Origin of the sequence: Priestia sp. LL-8 (assembly GCF_036227845.1) — a bacterium.
GTDB classification, from domain to species: domain Bacteria; phylum Bacillota; class Bacilli; order Bacillales; family Bacillaceae_H; genus Priestia; species Priestia zanthoxyli.
Genome location: NZ_JAZAQH010000001.1, coordinates 1,641,242 through 1,658,002, shown reverse-complemented (window position 1 = coordinate 1,658,002; position 16,761 = coordinate 1,641,242). Strand labels below are relative to the sequence as shown.

General features: G+C 35.1%; 17 protein-coding genes and 1 pseudogene. 5 read left to right on the top strand and 13 right to left on the bottom strand.

Features of this window, described 5'->3' with window-relative positions; translation table 11 throughout:
* The first annotated feature begins 2 nt into the window (after window positions 1–2).
* Together U9R83_RS08340 and U9R83_RS08335 are read left to right on the top strand one after the other, a co-directional pair.
* Complete coding sequence (locus U9R83_RS08340) at window positions 3–1,196, top strand: Ger(x)C family spore germination protein (protein WP_328575192.1); 1,194 nt, start codon at window positions 3–5, stop codon at window positions 1,194–1,196.
* Between the two features lie 19 nt (window positions 1,197–1,215).
* Window positions 1,216–2,319, top strand: a complete 1,104-nt coding sequence (locus tag U9R83_RS08335; protein ID WP_028413868.1) for a GerAB/ArcD/ProY family transporter — start codon at window positions 1,216–1,218, stop codon at window positions 2,317–2,319.
* A 752-nt stretch (window positions 2,320–3,071) separates the two neighbouring features.
* Here U9R83_RS08335 and U9R83_RS08330 read toward each other — a convergent pair.
* The 5 genes from U9R83_RS08330 to U9R83_RS08310 all read right to left on the bottom strand — a co-directional run bounded on the left by U9R83_RS08330 (window position 3,072) and on the right by U9R83_RS08310 (window position 7,137).
* Window positions 3,072–3,578 carry a GNAT family N-acetyltransferase gene (locus U9R83_RS08330; protein ID WP_014460715.1) on the bottom strand — a complete coding sequence of 169 codons (507 nt, stop codon included), beginning with the start codon at window positions 3,576–3,578 and terminating at the stop codon, window positions 3,072–3,074.
* A gap of 394 nt (window positions 3,579–3,972) precedes the next feature.
* Complete coding sequence (locus U9R83_RS08325) at window positions 3,973–4,431, bottom strand: GNAT family N-acetyltransferase (RefSeq protein WP_328575191.1); 459 nt, start codon at window positions 4,429–4,431, stop codon at window positions 3,973–3,975.
* Window positions 4,432–4,453: 22 nt separating this feature from the next.
* Window positions 4,454–5,245 (bottom strand): phosphotransferase enzyme family protein, encoded by a 792-nt coding sequence (locus U9R83_RS08320; protein WP_243549066.1) that lies wholly within the window; start codon window positions 5,243–5,245, stop codon window positions 4,454–4,456.
* Between the two features lie 236 nt (window positions 5,246–5,481).
* Entirely contained in the window at window positions 5,482–6,258 is a 777-nt protein-coding gene (locus U9R83_RS08315) for an SDR family oxidoreductase (protein ID WP_014460718.1), read from the bottom strand.
* A 138-nt stretch (window positions 6,259–6,396) separates the two neighbouring features.
* Window positions 6,397–7,137: a class I SAM-dependent methyltransferase gene (locus U9R83_RS08310; RefSeq protein ID WP_243549064.1), complete on the bottom strand. Its 741-nt coding sequence runs from the start codon at window positions 7,135–7,137 to the stop codon at window positions 6,397–6,399.
* A gap of 279 nt (window positions 7,138–7,416) precedes the next feature.
* Here U9R83_RS08310 and U9R83_RS08305 point away from each other — a divergent pair, with 279 nt between their 5' ends.
* A complete protein-coding gene (locus tag U9R83_RS08305) occupies window positions 7,417–8,256 on the top strand; it encodes an alpha/beta fold hydrolase (protein WP_209368769.1) in 840 nt (279 codons plus the stop codon).
* Between the two features lie 230 nt (window positions 8,257–8,486).
* On the top strand, window positions 8,487–9,071 hold the full coding sequence (locus U9R83_RS08300) for a DUF4825 domain-containing protein (protein ID WP_014460721.1): 585 nt from the start codon (window positions 8,487–8,489) through the stop codon (window positions 9,069–9,071).
* On the opposite strand, the pseudogene U9R83_RS08295 reads toward U9R83_RS08300, so the two are convergent.
* From U9R83_RS08295 to U9R83_RS08260, 8 genes and pseudogenes are all read right to left on the bottom strand, one after another.
* Window positions 9,055–9,277 (bottom strand): annotated as a pseudogene (locus tag U9R83_RS08295) (hypothetical protein). The gene U9R83_RS08300 and the pseudogene U9R83_RS08295 overlap by 17 nt on opposite strands.
* Window positions 9,278–9,402: 125 nt before the next feature.
* Window positions 9,403–9,816, bottom strand: a complete 414-nt coding sequence (locus U9R83_RS08290; protein WP_014460723.1) for a YjdF family protein — start codon at window positions 9,814–9,816, stop codon at window positions 9,403–9,405.
* A 528-nt stretch (window positions 9,817–10,344) separates the two neighbouring features.
* Window positions 10,345–10,575, bottom strand: a complete 231-nt coding sequence (locus U9R83_RS08285; RefSeq protein WP_115653510.1) for a hypothetical protein — start codon at window positions 10,573–10,575, stop codon at window positions 10,345–10,347.
* 249 nt (window positions 10,576–10,824) lie between these two features.
* Window positions 10,825–11,514 (bottom strand): alpha/beta fold hydrolase, encoded by a 690-nt coding sequence (locus U9R83_RS08280; protein ID WP_014460725.1) that lies wholly within the window; start codon window positions 11,512–11,514, stop codon window positions 10,825–10,827.
* Between the two features lie 165 nt (window positions 11,515–11,679).
* Complete coding sequence (locus U9R83_RS08275) at window positions 11,680–12,603, bottom strand: LysR family transcriptional regulator (RefSeq protein WP_221779614.1); 924 nt, start codon at window positions 12,601–12,603, stop codon at window positions 11,680–11,682.
* A 746-nt stretch (window positions 12,604–13,349) separates the two neighbouring features.
* The gene (locus U9R83_RS08270; RefSeq protein WP_014460728.1) at window positions 13,350–13,727 is read right to left on the bottom strand and encodes a hypothetical protein; all 378 of its coding nucleotides are present in this window, start codon (window positions 13,725–13,727) and stop codon (window positions 13,350–13,352) included.
* Window positions 13,728–13,744: 17 nt separating this feature from the next.
* On the bottom strand, window positions 13,745–14,926 hold the full coding sequence (locus U9R83_RS08265) for an Alp7A family actin-like protein (protein ID WP_014460729.1): 1,182 nt from the start codon (window positions 14,924–14,926) through the stop codon (window positions 13,745–13,747).
* A gap of 707 nt (window positions 14,927–15,633) precedes the next feature.
* Entirely contained in the window at window positions 15,634–15,939 is a 306-nt protein-coding gene (locus U9R83_RS08260) for a hypothetical protein (RefSeq protein ID WP_014460730.1), read from the bottom strand.
* Window positions 15,940–16,203: 264 nt separating this feature from the next.
* On the opposite strand from U9R83_RS08260, the gene U9R83_RS08255 reads away from it, so the two are divergent.
* Window positions 16,204–16,740, top strand: coding sequence for a GNAT family N-acetyltransferase (locus U9R83_RS08255; protein ID WP_014460731.1), 537 nt, complete (start codon window positions 16,204–16,206; stop codon window positions 16,738–16,740).
* The last annotated feature ends 21 nt before the right edge of the window (window positions 16,741–16,761 follow it).

Below are 16,761 nucleotides of genomic sequence, written 5' to 3'. Positions count from 1 at the left end.
AAATGAAAACTTATCTTTCGCTTTTATGGATCGCTGCCATTTGTTTATGCGTTTCAGGATGTTCGAATTACCGAGAATTAAACCAAATAGGAGTTATTATAGGATTGGGAATTGATAAGAATGAAAATTTGGAACAACCTTATAAAGTAACCTATCAGGTCATTAACCCAAGTGGTTTGTCACAAGGCAGTTCGTCGGGAGGACAAGGTCTTCCTGTCATTAACTATACAGTAACGGCCAAAACGTTAGTGGAAGCATTAAAAAAAGCCTCTGTCGTCATCCCAAGAGAACATATTACTTCTCATCTTTCGCTTATCGTTGTAGGTGAAAAGTTAGCAAGAAATGACCTTAGCTCATTATTTGATGCCTTGGATCGAGGCAAGCAAGCTCGTACAAGTATTCCAGTTTTTATTGCACGTGATGGAACTGCTGAGAAATTGCTTGGTGTGATTGAACCTTTCGAGGTTACTCCAGTCAAAAGTATCCTAAGTACAACCCAGAACAATCAAAAAATGTACGGAATAGTTAGTAATGTACAAGCATATGAAGTTATTTCTATGCTTTTGAGTGAGGGAAAAGACCTATCTCTTCCTGGAATCACCATTAACAAACCCTCTCAGAAGTCAGAAGAAGCAGGCAATTTAGAGAATACCAGCCCAAGCGCTATGCAGGTAAAAGGATTAGCTATGTTTAGAAAAGGGAAATTAGTTCGATGGCTGGATGGGGATGAGGCTCGATCTGTTCAACTTGCTACGTCTAAAGTGAAGAGCACGGCCCTTGTTTTCCCTTGTAATATAAATGCGAATATCACAGTTACGACGACCGGAATAAAAAGTCAAATAAAGACAAAAATCCGCCATGGACAACCTTTTATTCATACAGATTTGAATGTGATGGGAGAAATTACGGAAACATCATGCCAGAAAGATTTAAGCAACCCTAAGGTATTAAAAGAGTTGGAAAAAGAAGTCCAAAATGAACTGCAAAAGGAAATTACAAAGACTATTACCATCGCACAAAAAGAAAAGGCAGATATATTTGGCTTTGGTGATAGCTTATCTCGAACCAACCCTAGTTATTGGCGTCAGCATAAACATAATTGGGAGAATCTATTTTCAAGTGCGAAGGTATCGATGAATGTGAACGTCAGTATTGTAAATACCGGAATGCGTACAAATCCTTATGAGGTAAATTAGATGAGGAGCTGAAAAAGCGTTGACTAAAATAAAAATCGATGGGTTTCAATTATTTTGTATGATGTTTATCTTTATATTAGGCAGTACGTTACTTTTAGATATAGGAAAGGCTGCTAGGCAAGATGCATGGATAGTCCCCCTTTTGGCTACTTTTTTTGGGTGTGTACTGTATTTAGTCTATATCTCCTTATATAAGAGATACCCTAATATGCCTTTGACTGGCTATCTCATTAAAATCTGGGGTAAATACGTAGGCGGTGCTATTAGCTTTTGCTATATTATATATTTTGTTTATATTGCTTCTAGAGTACTACGTGATTTTGAAGAATTACTAATTAGTTCTTCTTACTATGTTACATCGATTATTACGCTGGGTATATGTATGACCTTTGTGTTAATTTATAGTATTCACTTAGGAATAGAAGCATTCGCACGAGTTACATGCTTATGTTTTGTTGTTATTTTACTGACTCTTTTTATATTAAATGTTTTGTATGTAGTAGGAGGCTATATCAAGGTGGAAAACCTTCAACCCGTATTAGCAAATGGATGGGAAAACATAGGGAAAGAGTTACTCCCTCTTGGTATTACTGTGCCTTTCGGGGAATTGATTACCTTTACTATGATTCTTCCTTATTTGAATAAAAAAAGTCAGGCTGCAGCAATTGGGTTATCCGCCATTATAACGGGAGGAATTGTCTTAACCATTAATTCGATTATTCTTTTGTGTGTACTCGGACCAGAGACTGTTTTAAGATCCTCTTTCCCAGCTCTTACAGCTGTGAGTTACATTAACATAGCTAGTTTTATTCAAAGGCTGGATACCTTTATTCTTATTCTCATGGTCATTTTAGGTTTTGTTAAAATAACCATCTATTTCTTTTGTGCAGTGATTGGCGCTGCTGATTTGTTTCGAATGAAATCTTCTGTTACAAACATTTATTTAATTGGCGGTGTTATTTTTTTCTCCTCACTGATGATTGCTCCTAGTTACCAAGCTCATATAAATGAAGGACTCAAAATTGTTCCTTATTTATTGCACCTCCCTTTTCATATAGCAATTCCCATCTTATTGCTGATTACAGCATATATAAAACAAAAAATAAAGCCTGCCCTTTCATGACAAGGGAGGCTATTGTTTTTTTAAAACAGGAAAAATGCTAACAGTAAGGAATATTAAAGCAAATAAAATAACCAAAAAATAATCTTCCCCACGAGCAATTACAAAATATTGTTTTAGGTTATAAAACGATTGAAACATATAGTTTCCCTGGAAAATGTCGATGAATACAATAAGAACATAAGCCCCCAGCAAAATGCATAAGGATGGAATTATTTTAGCCATTATATCAGCCTCACCTTTTTCTTTTAAATTGCGGTAAATAATATAAAAATATACAAGGCGTCCATGAGATTTAATACTATTTATTAAATGATGAAAAATAATTGATTTTCTGCAAAGCAATCTGTTATAAAAATTTGACGCAACAAGAATTGTGGACATTGATATTTAAAGAGCTTTGTTCAGCCTAACTCACACTTCTATTTTTATAAATTCTCAAGAAATAGTACAATCCAAGTAGAAGTAATTCTACATTTGTATAAATATAAAAGATAGATCCATACCAAAAGTTCTTTTGAGCCAGTGAATCAAAAAAAGAATGCAAAAAGTGGTATAGCGAACAAAGACTCCAGAAAATATTTTCTTCTCTAGAATAAATCTCATACCTGTCTTTAGTATTTCTGCAAGGTTTCTTACATTTATCCACAGTCAACATGAGACCTCTTTCCATAGCACATTTAAAAAAGCTAGCCTTTCATATAATAAGAAAAAGAGTTGCCGTAGCAACCCTGTTCCATCAAGGAGGATCTGTTTTATTCTTTGTTATTTACAGAATAAACCTCAATAGGTTTATTCCACTTAAAGATCTCTTTCTCAAAATGTAGCCCAACCCTTGTGGCCACTCTTTTTGATGCTTCATTATTTTTATCTATTGTAGAAATTAATCGATTGTAACCTAGTTGATTAAATCCATAATCTTTACAGGCAGCCGCTGCCTCTGTCGCTAAACCTTTCCCCCAATGTTTACGTACAAACAGATACCCAATCTCGATTTCTAATTCGCCTTCAATTTCCTGGGGAATCAATCCACATTGACCTACGAACTCATTAGTTTCTCTTAGCTCCGCAATCCATAGACCAATACCATGCTCTTTATAATTTTTGCTTGTCCACCTAATCCAACTACGTGTTTCTTCTAGATCCTTTGTTGAAGGATAATATCGCATAGCCTCTGAATCAGAGAAAATTTGCAATAGATTATCTGAGTCCTCTTCTGTCATCAACCTTAAAAGCATTCTTTCTGTTTCAAGTACTTTCATTTTTTCATCTCTTTCCTTTTATCTGCCTTTATATTTTTAACTTTTCTATATCGTTTGCAAAATCTCCTTTGAAACACAGGAGCCTCCTCCAACAGCGATTTTTTTAGTTACCGCAATTTATAAAAACAGAATGAATCTCTTTCATCTTATAACGTGACCTAGATTCAGTGAGTATAAAATACATAAGGGATGTTTAAGGTGTTTGATGTATATAGCCTGAGAGGTTCTCTTTTAGACATAAAAAAGAATCCTCCATAAAAAGAGGATTCAACAGGGTAAGTAAGAAAAAGAAATATACATGCATGTTCCTGGGGGGTCTACGCTTGTATAATCAACTTATACCCGCTATTCACTGATTAAAACAGCTAAAAACATTTTATGAAAAAATTGATAGTTAACCTATTAAATTAGCCCTATAGATTCTCGAACTACTCCCCCACGGATGATAACCATCGCCTATATATGAAAATTCATACTTTTCATAGTATCCAACGTGGTCGGTGCATAAATAAAGATTATCAAATCCGGCATTTTTCGTATCTTCTTTCAGCTTTAAAAGAAGTTGCTCACCTAAGGATTTACCTCGATAACTTTCTTCAATGTAAAGAGAACACACCCAGGGCCATAAATCCATTCGACTTATAAAATCGTTGGTGATAAGCCCTGCGCAGCCGATAATTCCTCCTTTATCTTCTAACAAGTACCAGACTGGAAGACAACTATTTGTGTTTAAGCTATGTATAATACAGTCTTCATAAAGCCTTAAATTCTCTTTACTCGCCCACTTACGCTGAATATATTCAATAGCTTTGTCTTTGTACTCTACCTGTTCTCTAATATTAATAATTCGCATGACCAGTGCTCCTCTATTAAAATTAAATCCATTCTTTCCTATGTTCACGAATAAATTTAATATCATTTTGATAATGTTCAAGATGCCCTTCGTCTATCATTTTTTGAAACGCAATGTCACCTTCTCTAGCTTTTCTTATAATGGTTTTACATAATCCTTCCACCCGCAGTAATACCATTTCCAAGTAATCTTCTTCTGCTTCTTCACCATAAGAATCAAAAAATAATTTCACTCTTTGTTTTATATGTTGGGCATGCTGTGATGAATTATAATAAATTTTCTCACCTGTTTCAGAAAGATAAAATCTACTTAAAGGGACGCACGTGTAAAGAGTATAAGCTATGTCCCAAAGCCTTGGCCCAGGTGCAGCAACATCAAAATCAATAATTCCTATTGGTCTCTCATCATTAAAAATAATGTTGTATATAGCAAAATCATTATGACATAGTACCTCAAATGGTTTAGGCGTGTTATCTATTGATTTCCAGCTATCATCAAATGAAAAATCACTCGCTGAATCATGATAAAGACGAAGCATTTTCCCTATTTCTATCAAAACATCATCGGACCACATATATTGCTTTAAAGGATAATTACCAGCTTCACCTTCAATAAATGACAAGACCTCTCTCCCTTTTTCGTCAATACCTAAAAATTTTGGTGCATAACTAAACCCTTTGTTTTCTAAATGCTTTAATAGTCTATGAATTTTATGACTACCTGATTTTAATTCTCGTCGTACAGTATTTCCCGAACGATAAACGTTAGAGACATTCCCTCCTGTTAGTACTTCTTCTTCCTCAAAGCCTGACATATACATATTCCCCCTGAATATACCCGATTTGTCGTCAATAAGTGAAAGTGATAAAGCATTCACCATAATGAGATACCTTATTTTACTATTGATTTAGAAAAGCCCGTACTTTTCCCTTCATAGCCCATTAATGTTACTTTACATTATAAAAAAAGAATCTTCATTTGAAGATCCTTTCAGCTACTTGTTCCATATAAAAATCCGCTAAAAGATTGAAAGACCGCTACTATGTTAAATCACCAAAAGCCACCGTCTGAGTGGATAATTTGTCCGGTAATCCATTCCGCTTCTTCACTTGCTAAAAAGATAATTAATTTGGCGGCATCTCGAGGCTCACCGAGTCGACCCATTGGGAACTTCGGCAGTAAATCTTCCTTTAACTCACTGCTCATCCAGCCAGTGTTAGTTGGTCCAGGATCTACAGCATTAACAGTAATTTTAAGAGGTGCTAATTCAATAGCAACTGATTTAGTAAATGTAGAAACGGCACCTTTGGTGGCAACATAAGCCAAATTTCCAGGCTCAGGTGACTTATCTTGACCTGATACCATATTAATAATTCGACCGCCATGTTTGCCTTCGATTAGACGTGCAAACTCAACAGTTAAAAGACATGTCCCTCTAACATTCACGTCATAATGAGCGTCGAGAACATCAGCATCTATAGAACGAAAATCCACGTCCACAGAATGTGTTGCATTATTTACAAGGATTGATGGAGAACCCAGTTTGGTTTGAACTGTATCAAGCAGCTTTATTGGTGCATCGGGCTGTGATAAATCCAATGCCATCGATTCACATCGTACTCCCAGACTGCGAATCTCCTCCATAAGATGCTTCGACCAATTAGCATCATCTTCATTAAAATAAGTCATCGAATGATCATACTTTGACCAATGGGTAAAAAAGATATCTGCCCCTTCTCTAGCTAACTCCCGACATATTTCAGTACCAATACCCTGCGCTCGACTAGCACCAGTAACAATCGCAACTTTATTTATTAACCGCTTCATAAAGCATCTCCTCATGGGAACGATGAATTCATATGCTTACCAGTAGCACACGAATTCAGCAATCCTGTATATGTATATTAATCTATCAAGTTGTAATGAATGAAAAAGGTAATCAAAGTTTAAATGGTATTACATTGTCTATATTCCGCACTCATAAACAGAAAATGAGACGCCTTCTCCGTACCCATCTTTTACTTCATGAACAGTAAGGTTGTTAAATCCATTAGAGTAAAGGATACTTTCAAATTCTTCTGAACTATAAAGTCGAAGAGGAAAATCCATGATCTCCACCTTTTGTGTCTGATTTCCTTGAAGTAGTTCATATTTTATCTTAGTATTCAAAGAGCTCGTTCTTCTATCGTAGAAGCTTTTTTTGTAAACGACGATGATTTCTTTATTAAAAGATACTCTATTTGTTTCAGTCCAATCTACTAGTTCTTCAATTTTACTTTTTTTCTTTATAATCGTTAAAAGTATTTTTCCGCCGTCTTTTAAAACTGCTTTCATATTTTGAAGACTCTTAGTGACAATATCATCAGCTAACAGCGAAAAAGAGCCAAAAGGTATTATAATAAGATCATACTTTTTACTATTTTGAAAATTCTCGATATCTTGGTACCATACATTTGGTTTAATGCTTATTCTTTCAGCCTTTTCTACACATGCTTCAAGCATTTCTTTAGAAATATCGAACCCTTCAATATCAATTCCGTTTTGCATAAATGGAATAAGCATTCTACCGCTCCCGCACATCGGTTCTAATACTTTCATATTTTGGTCTTTTACAAAGGAAAGATAAAACTCCAGCTCTTTTCTCTTTGCAACGGATTTATCAACTTCGTATAACCTTGTGCAAAGCTCTCCATAGTAATCATTCATTCTCGTTTTCACCTCACATGATTAGTCTTCCATACGTGCATTCAACTTTCCTGCTCTATTCTAGTCAATATAGAACTTATTACAGATAGTAAACTCTCGGTCTCTAACAGTTTATGCTCGTCCTCTTCCCTTAGTTTTGGTTATATTTCACTCTTTGGTAAAGAGATAGGCAAAATAATCGATTCCCTAAATAAAATTCAAAAAGGAAATAACCTCATTTTAGAGAACTGAATAAAGAGCTGCTTTTCATTTCTCTAACACTTAAGAGGAGGTACACAAATGAATGAACAAATACTAAAAATAGATAACGTAGAGATTTGCACAGAAAGCTTTGGAAACCCCGAAAATCCTGCTGTACTTTTAATAATGGGAGCAATGTCCTCGTTAGATTGGTGGGATGAAGACTTCTGTCTTCGTCTTGCTGATAGGGAGAGATTTGTTATTCGTTACGACCATCGTGATTTAGGCCGCTCTACCACTTATCCACCCGGAACTTCTAACTATACAATAACGGATATGGCTGACGATGCAATTGGCGTTTTAGATGCTTACTCTATCGAAAAAGCTCATATTGTTGGAATGTCTTTGGGCGGGATGATAGGACAGATTCTTGCTCTTAGATATCCCGAACGCATAGACTCTCTTACTTTAATTGCATCAAGCGTTTTTGGAACGGAGGCGGAAAAATTGCCTCCAATGGATCAGCGCATACTTGATTATCATACAAAAAGCACTTCCATAGACTGGTCAAAACATGAGGAAACCGTTCCCTATCTTGCAGGTGGATGGAAAACGTTAAGTGGAACAAAACCTTATGAAGAGGAAAGGATGTATAAGCTAGCAAAAAGAGAAGCTGCCCGGGCCAAACAGCTGCCGAGTAGATTTAACCATGCTTTGCTTCAAGGAGGAGGCCAATATTATGACAGGTCGAGTGAAATTAGTATACCTACACTGATCATTCATGGAACAGAAGATCCGGCACTCCCATACGAACATGGACTTGCTCTTGCAAAAGCTATTGCTCATGCTAAATTAATAGCTCTTGAGGGTACAGGACATGAAGTCCATAGTGAAGACTGGGAACTAATTATCAAATCAATTGTAAGGATTAGCTCTTAAAAGCAAAACACGAGAAATGAAGACTTCAAAGCGCTTTTTCAAGAAAGCTTTGGGGTCTTTTCATGTTTCAAAGTTCCTTCCTTCTACTGACAGTAGACAAAACATCCCCTACAGCAAAGGTTATTCTGTACAAAAGTACCTACATCTTTTCAAAACATCATATTTACGATACACTGATAATTCGTGAAAAATCCACATAAGGGTATTATAGTAATAAAATGGAGGTTTTTATGAAATATTTTAAGGTGCTTTTTTGTTTAATCTTATTACTCCTTGTAGGCATAGCCGGCTGTTCTTCAAAAGAAGAAGTCACAAGTATTAACACTGTTGATGTACAAAAGCTTAAAGAGCATAGCGGAACTTATGTCGGAGATAATTCTAACGTTTTAGCTATCGTAAGAGCATTGCCTGGAGGAGAAACGTTTAAAGAAATCGATTTACATAATAAAACACCAAAAATAATTTATGGTACTAAAGAGGGCTCTTTATCTGAAGATGAAACGTTAAAATATTGGTTTGACGGTAAGAATACGCTAGAGAAAAACTTTCTTTATAATGCTATTTATTTAACGATACTAATACCTAATGCTGAAGGATACAGTTTTAAAATAGATGATCAGAAATTCTCAGTATCTAGAGAAGAAATGAAACAATTCATTTCTAAAAACATTCAAACTTTACCAGATAGCAATGAGTTATTTGATAAAGAAAAAGCACAGCAATTTATAAATAATAAAGAAAAGATTAATAAAGCAGTTAAATCGGCAGCTATTCGACAACAATTCTTTAAGAAAGTTCCTATCGTAAAAGAATAAGAGGTTGAGACATAACGAAATGAATCCAATCTAAAGATGAACAACTAGTATACATGAGCTGAACTGCTTGTGACACCGCAGTTGATTTCCGTGCAAGACTTCGCTTTCCGCTGGCGGCCGCTGAGCCTCCTCGTCGCATACGCTCCCTGTGGGGTCTCACCTGTTCCGCTTTCCCCGCAGGAGTCTTCGTCTTGCCCTCCAATCACCTGCTAGAAAGACCTACACACATGAAAACTACGTTTACCCTAACAAAAAAAACGAACCACGAATCAAACATCTTGATCAATGGTTCGTTTCTCACTTCGTCTAAAATAATTTTGTCCCCGCCTCTCTATTTGCCTCTGTGCCTAGCTTTCGCCTTTAGTTTCTTCATCAAATACTTTTGTTCCTTTAGTTCTTCATGGTATTGCTTAGCTTTCTTTTTTCTACTTTTTTTCTTTTCTTCGTACTCTTGCTTCATGGCTTCTTGAGCTTTAGTCGAAATACCAACCTTATTTATCTCTTTTGCTACTTGGCGCTGTAAGCGTTTTGGATTTACCTTTTTAGTAGATTTTCTTTTTACATCAAGACCTGCATGAACCGATTGATTGATCACCTCTAGCAATCTGTCATAAATAAAGTCTAATATTTCTGTATCTTTTGGTTCTGTTCCAAATACATAACGAAATGCTTTTAACTTACCGCCTTCTACAACTTCAATAATTCCTACCCAAAACTGACCATCATGGTAAATCGTTAGTGACATAACGATTCCCTCCTCTAAACATACTATGAAATGATGGACATCCCGAGGAGGGGAAGGTTACTGACATTAATACATATCAATGCATCCGGACTACCAACCGAATTGTGTCTTTACATCCCACATACAAATTTTAACATGAAAATATTTATTATAACTACCATCTTTTATTTTTCACCAAAATTCATTGCAAAAAATACAAAGCTCGCCATAATAAATATTGGGATTACTGCAAAAGAGATTAAACTAAAATATTTCATCAACCCCTCTTCTTGTTTTCCAAAAGCTATTATTCCACATGAGAATCCTATCAAATAAACAGTAATACATACAAAATGTCGGGGCTATGTATGGGTGTAAAATACTGGCCAACACCAACAACCATCCCAAGCAACGATAACCACAGTGAATATTGACTAAAACGTTTTTTCAATTTGGTCCTCCACGAACTAGATAAATGTTTATATGTCACCATTTAATTAGCAGCTTCCATAATGTATTTAATCACCAGTAGGAAAATGCTTGGGTGAATCACTCCAAACTCTTTTTTCTATAAAGAAAGAAACCTACTACCGCTCCAAGTATAGCTATAACTACACTAAAACGAATGAGATGAATAATGAAATCAATAAGGGTTAAATAGGTTGTTTCTGTTACACCATCACCGACTGATTCAACTTCTTTATATGGAATCACAAAGAAACCTAATGATCCTCCTAAAATAAGGCCATAGAAAAAACCTTTTTCTATAAATTTCAACAAGAAATTCTCCTCCTTTCAAACATGCTCATTTAATGAGTTATAGCATTCCCTATTACTATTAAAAGACATTTATTTATCTTTCATAAAAGATATTTTATTATGAATTTTATTACATATAATCTATATATTAACATATTCATGGATTAAAAGGGAGACTAACGTATAGTCTCCCTTTCTATAAAAGTTTAATAACTTTTACCATGTTATTTACTTAACCAAACTTTCAAATTAAATAAGAAATCCAGAAAGTCACGAATCAAGGAAATTTTTCACAGCAGTTAAGAACGCTGATAAATTCTCTGTATGCACCTCATGTCCAGCTCCTTCTATCGTCACTAACTTGCAATCTGGAATACGTTTAGAAACTTCCTGCAACTTATCTTGAGGGATATGGCTAGATCCTCCTCCTATGATGAGAGTAGGTGCAATTATCTCTGTAAGACTTCCCCACCATTTAGGATTCGGGTTGTTCAACTGTTGAAGAATTGAAGGTACAACCTCCCAGTCAAATGGTAGAGAGCCAGGAGGTTTAGAAGGAATTTCGAACTTCTCTCCTGTAAAAGGTGGAGGTGTATCTTCAACAATTAACCGTTTTACCCTTGATGGAAATGTCTCGGAAAAAAGGTAGGAGACGGTGCCACCCATAGAATGACCCATTAACGTAAAGCGCTCTAATTTCAGCGCATTTACAAACTGAAGCAAGTCATCACACATAAGTTCAAACGTATAGGTTCCGGCTCTCTCACTTCCACCGTGTCCTCTTTGATCTAAAGCTAAAAACCGATATTCCTTTCCTAATGCAGCCGCTACTTCGTCCCACGATTCTGCACTCATTCCTAAAGCGTGAAGTGCAACAATGACAGGTGCTGAAGCTTCGCCCGCCTCTCGATATTGAAATGTTAAACCATTTAGTTCAATTTGATTTATTTGCATTTTCAAATTAGATCAACTCCTAACTCAGATTTCACCAATTAAAATCTAGTTTATTAATGTTCATCTATATATTAGTGAAGGAATGAAGATTTCCTTCACCTCTTATCTTATTGGGAAAGATATCAAATTATTTTATGTATACTGTGGAATTCTTTAGTCAGCATAATGTACCTAGAGTTTTTCACTTTCGGTACCTATATAATTTAAACCAAAAGTACTGCAAGCCAATTGAATAAACGATTGTAAAGGAAGAGACATAAATTTATCTTTATGCCAAAACATTTGTGTATAAAGGGTCTTATCCACTTTAGTACAAGTCAATTCTTTTAATATTCCTTTCTCAAGCTCTCCTTTTACCACTATTTCAGGCAATATCGCAATACCTAAATCCAACATCACACATTGCTTAATAGCTTCCACGCTTGCAAATTCAAATTTAGTGGATGTACAAATCCCCGCCTCACGAAACAAGTTTTCCAACACTACGCGATATGAACAACCTGATTCGGTATACAAGAGAGTCTCATTTTCAAGCTCTTCTAAGTAGATATCCGTTTTATCAGCTAAAGGATGCTGAGGCGAAGCAATAATTTTTAAGTCTTCTGCAACAAGACATTGTGTATGTAGATTTGCATCATGATGCTGAATAGGCTCCATTGTAAAGGCGATATCAAGAGTGCCGTCTAGTAGCTGCGCTCTTGTTTGTTCTTGAGAGTAAATAGGTTTAAAAATCATTTTAACCTTAGGAAATTGATCCTTAAACTCTTTTAATATGGGAGGTAATCTATAGGTACACTGGCTTTCAGAAGATCCAATAATAAGCGTACCCGAAGGCTCCTCCACTCCACTTACAGCGTTTTTTGCTTCCTTAGTCAATTGAATCATTTTATCTGCGTATCTTTTAAATTCTCTACCTGCCTCTGTTAAAACCAAGCGTTTCCCAAGACGTTCAAATAAAGGCGTTTCAAGTTCATTTTCAAGAGCTTTTATTTGTGCGGTAACGCTTGATTGAGCAAAATTCAAAATTTTAGCCGTATATGTAAAATTTAAATTTTCTGCAGCTGTTTTAAATGTAATAAGTTGTTTTATTTCCATTTCCCTCACCTCTATGTAATCGGATATTCCGATTGATTCAATCGGAATGTTCATCTGTAACGATCGTTAATTTCATTATAAAATATGGTAAATCAAACCACAACATACTAAATACAAAGTGATAGGGGGAAATCATAATGAATATAAAAAAAGAAAATACAAAGGAATCGATGAGTTTAACACAAAAAGATACGAGTAAAAAAGATTTCAAATACTACTGGAATGAAATTATTCGAGCGCTTATCGTGACTAAATAATTAGAGCCAATCAATTATATGTTGCTTAAAAAGCTATATAAATTAAATTCACATACAAGCGTTTCAATGTAAAAACAATAGCCCGCTAATTCTGAATACCTTCAGAGTTAGCAAGCTATTAATCTAATAAATTTATAGTCATGTTTATTCTTTTGAACCCAACCTAAACTCCGCAATATCCCTGTCATCTTGGGAGATGATAAGCGTACCTTTTATCTAACACTTCATGGTGTGATTGAGCTTCGATATGGTATTTAGAATACCTAAACTTAATTATTAATGTTCTTGAGACAAAGCAAATTTAGAATAAATAAAAGTACTCATGCTAATTATTATTATCCATAAATAAACTGTTTCCTCCGATTTTTTTTAGGTTTAACACGTTTTTTGTACATGTGATAATGTATCAAAAACGAATAGACATATTGAAAACAAAAAAGCTACTGGTATGTGGGACAGTCTCGTCCCACATACTAGTAGCTTTTTAAATTAAAAATCGTTATATTCCTCTAAATCATCATCATCTAATGACCCGGATAATTGCTCTAGATCTGCAACCTTACCTTCTTTGAAGGTTTGGTGGCTTTCTGAAGGCTTCTCTTCTGTCTCCTCTTGTTTACTCACAAACCCGTTGGACTGAGCTAATTTCTTTAATTCCCGTAGTTCGGAATTGATATGTTCAAGAAGTTCTTCTGTTCTGTGTCCTGCTTCTACTTGATTGGAAGATGAACTATGAAGGTCACGAACAATTAGAGATGAAATATAGTCCCCTAATTTTCGAGACTTTGCATATTTTGCAAGTATATCATAGACTTCATCACTCAACTGGTTAGTTTTAATCGTAAAGGCGTTTTGACGCTCTGACATGGTTATCACCTACGCTGTTAGGATTTAACGGCTTTCTTCTCGGCTTGTTTCTTTTGAAGGTACCCCATGCTTCGGATTTCTAAGCCGAATAAATTTAAGTGACGGCTATCCTCAGGCACTTTATGATATTTCTCTGTGCGTTCTTCGCCAATTTTTTCACGCATGCTATTCATAATCGCTACTTCTAGTGTAGGAGCGACACCGCCACTATATACATATTTTCGGATTTTATTTGCTGGTGGTGGGGCGACATCATTTAACTTAGCTAGTAAGATCTCTACATAATCTCTTAGAGAAGATTTGATTTGAGCTGTTAAATCAATGGATTCACCTGTGTTTTCATTTTTTAGTTCAAACTTTTGTTTGCTGTAGTTATCTAAAATAAATTGATCAAAAGCGCGTAAATCGGTAAACAACTCTGGGAATTTCTCTTTTCGTAACTTATCGATATGTGCTAAGTAGGGAATACCCTCGATACTTTGGAACGATTCACGACTGTTCGCAGCCTTCAACCCTTCAGGTAAGATTACAACATCAATGGATCCTCCACCGATATCGATCATTACGGTTTCACATTCCACATATTCATTAGCATCTTCACGGTCTTGAAGCGTTAGGTCTTTCTTTAACGCAAAACGTGCGATTTCACCTTCTTTTAAACAAACACTTTCTTCCACAGATACTTTTAATTCTTTTTCAAATCCTGGGGTATGGATATAAAAAGTGTGATCACCTACAAAGCGATTTGCCATAGCCTTTTGCGCTTCACCAAACGTACTTTCTTTTTTTAGTAACCAAATTGGTAACATTGTAGAGAAATAGTCAATCTGGATGTTGTTGTCCTTTTGATCTTTTGTATGTAACGCGTGGTAGTATGCAACGGCAGCTAAAAATGTTACGTATGGAATATGACTTGTAATTTTGTTATGTAAACGATTGATATGATTGTTTGCTAATTGTTGGCTGGCGGCAATGTCACCCACTAAGAAATAACGTTCTTTTTCTTCCTCTCCAATGGTTGTAGATAATAAGATACGCTTTTTAAATTCCTCTGGTGCTGTAACAGCATCTGTGAAGAATGAATCAGCAGCTTCTTTTTGGAGTTCTACTACGTTGGTTTGGAAATCAAATAGATATCCATCTATGATATTCATATCGACTGAGTTCCCACAGTCTTTATTAAAACGTGAAATTTTCATCTCTATACACCTCTTTTTTTAGTTGAACTTCTGTTGAACTTATTATACAAAAGAAAAGGTGGATTTTCAATCCTTCAGTTCAACTGATTTATCATCAAAAACTTACACATATCAACAATTTTTTTATATAGTTGAACTTATTTCGGGGTTAGAAAAACAGTGTCAGGAAAGTTCTTTTTCGGGAATAAGAAAGTCGGAAGTAGAGATTCTGGTGAAAAAAGAGGTTGAGACAAAAGTATTTTAGATGAAGTAAAAAACGAACTATTGATCAAGATTTTCGATTAGTAGTTTGTTTTTTTATTAAGCTAAACGCAGACTTCATTTGTTTAGGTCTTTCTAGCAGTTGATTGAAGGGTAAGACAAATACTCCTGGTGGAAAAGCGGAATGTATCAAGATAATATTTATATTCGTTAAGAGACTTAAAATCTTGTTTGACAATATTAGATAACACTCACCTTTTTTGAACTACCTTTTTCATTAATTGACTTTTATGATCTTTGTCTTTAACTATAATATAATTCTCTGTTCCTTTTTAATTCCCAGATAAGAGCAATGGTAGAAATAGCTCCACCTACCGCAAAGAGGTAAGAAGAAAACGGTATTGTTTTATATACGAATAAACCTCTTACTCCATAGAAACACAGGATAATAGTGCTGATTAAACCGATCATAAGCCGGATATTTTTTTTAATCGTGTTCTCCCCCTTTAGGCTTCTCCCTGCACCTGGTCCTTTATCATAAGTCCCAATATAATGAAGAAGTTTAATACAATCAGCAATCCATAATAAAAGCCAAGCCCTTCAAAAAATAAAGAAAGAATGGGAATTATTATAGTTTCAAAGCCAAACAGCATAATAATAAGCCCAATTCCTTTAGCGAGCTTCTTTTCATCCTTAGGTGTAAATATCTTTCCATATCCAGCAATAAAATTAGTACTACCTTTTTTCCATACACGTTTCCCAATATAAATGATTAAACAGCTTACTAGACTTATAAATAATAATTTCAACACCAGACATTACACCTTCTTTACATACTTTAATTTAACATATGTAGTACATTTTACCATAATCAATAAACAAATATTATGTATTAAAGGTGGACTCACAAAATACAACACTGTAAAATATATACATACTAATTTTGGAGGTTTTTGTTTGTTAAACTTATGCTTAGAGCTGGGTGAGTAAGCTTCCTTAATGAATATGTGCATAAAGGAAGCCCCATTTATGGAGTATAAAAAGCGGTAATTTAGCAAGTTGATAGGAGACTCTAAATGGATATCTTAATTAAACAAGAACTCACTGAAGAACATAATAAAACTGAAAAAGTTGTGAAAAGCGCCTTTTTAAATGAAGAATACAGCGATAAGAAAGAACATTTACTTGTGAAACGAATTAGGAAGTCAGATGAATTTATTCCTGAACTTTCACTAGTCGCATTAAATCAGAATGCAGCAGATATTATAGGCCATATTCTTCTATCTAAAATAACAATTATAAATGGTGATAACGCTACCGTTTCTTTAGCACTTGCTCCAGTTTCAGTTGCGCCTCAGTATCAAAAACAAGGAGTTGGGAGCCAACTAATACACGCTGCGTTAAAACGCGCAAAAGAGCTTGGTTATCATTCAGTAATCGTTTTAGGGCATAAAGATTACTATCCAAAGTTTGGATTTAAACCAGCTAGCTTATGGAATATTTATGCTCCATTTGACATACCTGAAGAATTCTTTATGGCCTTAGAGTTAACAGAGGGATCACTAAAAAATGTGCAAGGCGTTGTGCAGTACTCAAAAGCTTTTTCAGAGTAAGCACAAACTGATTAATTAGGT

Excerpts from the sequence above, each read along its gene's own strand:
- U9R83_RS08275 (WP_221779614.1), bottom strand. The coding sequence starts at position 12,603 with ATGGAAATAAAACAACTTATTACATTTAAAACAGCTGCAGAAAATTTA.
- U9R83_RS08270 (WP_014460728.1), bottom strand. The coding sequence starts at position 13,727 with ATGTCAGAGCGTCAAAACGCCTTTACGATTAAAACTAACCAGTTGAGT.
- U9R83_RS08320 (WP_243549066.1), bottom strand. The coding sequence starts at position 5,245 with ATGTCAGGCTTTGAGGAAGAAGAAGTACTAACAGGAGGGAATGTCTCT.
- U9R83_RS08310 (WP_243549064.1), bottom strand. The coding sequence starts at position 7,137 with ATGAATGATTACTATGGAGAGCTTTGCACAAGGTTATACGAAGTTGAT.
- U9R83_RS08265 (WP_014460729.1), bottom strand. The coding sequence starts at position 14,926 with ATGAAAATTTCACGTTTTAATAAAGACTGTGGGAACTCAGTCGATATG.
- U9R83_RS08330 (WP_014460715.1), bottom strand. The coding sequence starts at position 3,578 with ATGAAAGTACTTGAAACAGAAAGAATGCTTTTAAGGTTGATGACAGAA.
- U9R83_RS08325 (WP_328575191.1), bottom strand. The coding sequence starts at position 4,431 with ATGCGAATTATTAATATTAGAGAACAGGTAGAGTACAAAGACAAAGCT.
- U9R83_RS08300 (WP_014460721.1), top strand. The coding sequence starts at position 8,487 with ATGAAATATTTTAAGGTGCTTTTTTGTTTAATCTTATTACTCCTTGTA.
- U9R83_RS08290 (WP_014460723.1), bottom strand. The coding sequence starts at position 9,816 with ATGTCACTAACGATTTACCATGATGGTCAGTTTTGGGTAGGAATTATT.
- U9R83_RS08255 (WP_014460731.1), top strand. The coding sequence starts at position 16,204 with ATGGATATCTTAATTAAACAAGAACTCACTGAAGAACATAATAAAACT.
- U9R83_RS08315 (WP_014460718.1), bottom strand. The coding sequence starts at position 6,258 with ATGAAGCGGTTAATAAATAAAGTTGCGATTGTTACTGGTGCTAGTCGA.
- U9R83_RS08305 (WP_209368769.1), top strand. The coding sequence starts at position 7,417 with ATGAATGAACAAATACTAAAAATAGATAACGTAGAGATTTGCACAGAA.
- U9R83_RS08340 (WP_328575192.1), top strand. The coding sequence starts at position 3 with ATGAAAACTTATCTTTCGCTTTTATGGATCGCTGCCATTTGTTTATGC.